The 716-nt window shown below is 52.1% G+C and carries 1 protein-coding gene; it reads right to left on the bottom strand.

The window, feature by feature from the left end:
- Window positions 1-716: AMP-binding protein (locus AC1DCV_RS35735; protein ID WP_477027675.1), on the bottom strand; the 716-nt coding region annotated here is incomplete at both ends.

The raw sequence follows: 716 nt of genomic DNA, 5'->3' as shown, positions 1-716 counted from the left end.
TTTCCGTCAGGAAGCAAACGCCCAAGATCTCCTGTACGATACAACCGCTCTCCGCTCCGGAATGGATGTGGAATAAATTTCTCCGCTGTCAGCACTGCATTATTGAGATAGCCACGGCCCAGTCCATCTCCTCCTACGCAGATCTCTCCTTCCACACCTACCGGCACCAGCTGCCGGGCACTGTCCAGGATATAAGCGGTGCTGTTATTGATAGGACGACCGATGAGGATATCTCCGTTTGCCGGTATCTCATACGTCAGCGAGAAAGTAGTGTTCTCCGTTGGTCCGTAACCGTTAATAATCCGTACATCCGGATACAACTGCTGCAACAAACGGATATGGTCTGCGGATAATTTATCGCCTCCTGCCAGTATTGTTTTCAACCCGCTAAAAAGATGGATATCTTCTTCCACCAGCTGATTCAGCCAACCGGCTGTAAACCACATCATGTTCACGGCTTTGGCGCGGATCAACCCGCCCAGCTGTTGCGTATCCAGTAATACTTCCCGGCGGCTCAGCACGAGGCTGCCGCCATTCAGCAACATGCCCCAGTATTCAAACGTAGTGGCATCAAAGGATACCGCCCCGGTAGATAATAATATTTCACTGCCGTCCAGCGTGGCAAAACTGCCCGGGCGTACCAGTCGTACCACACTCCGGTGGCAAACCATCACGCCTTTAGGAACACCGGTAGATCCCGAGGTGTACATCACATA

The organism is Chitinophaga sp. 10T418 (genome assembly GCF_056394125.1).
The sequence above is the reverse complement of the archived record's forward strand: the minus strand, read 5'-3'. Positions and strand labels throughout refer to the sequence as shown.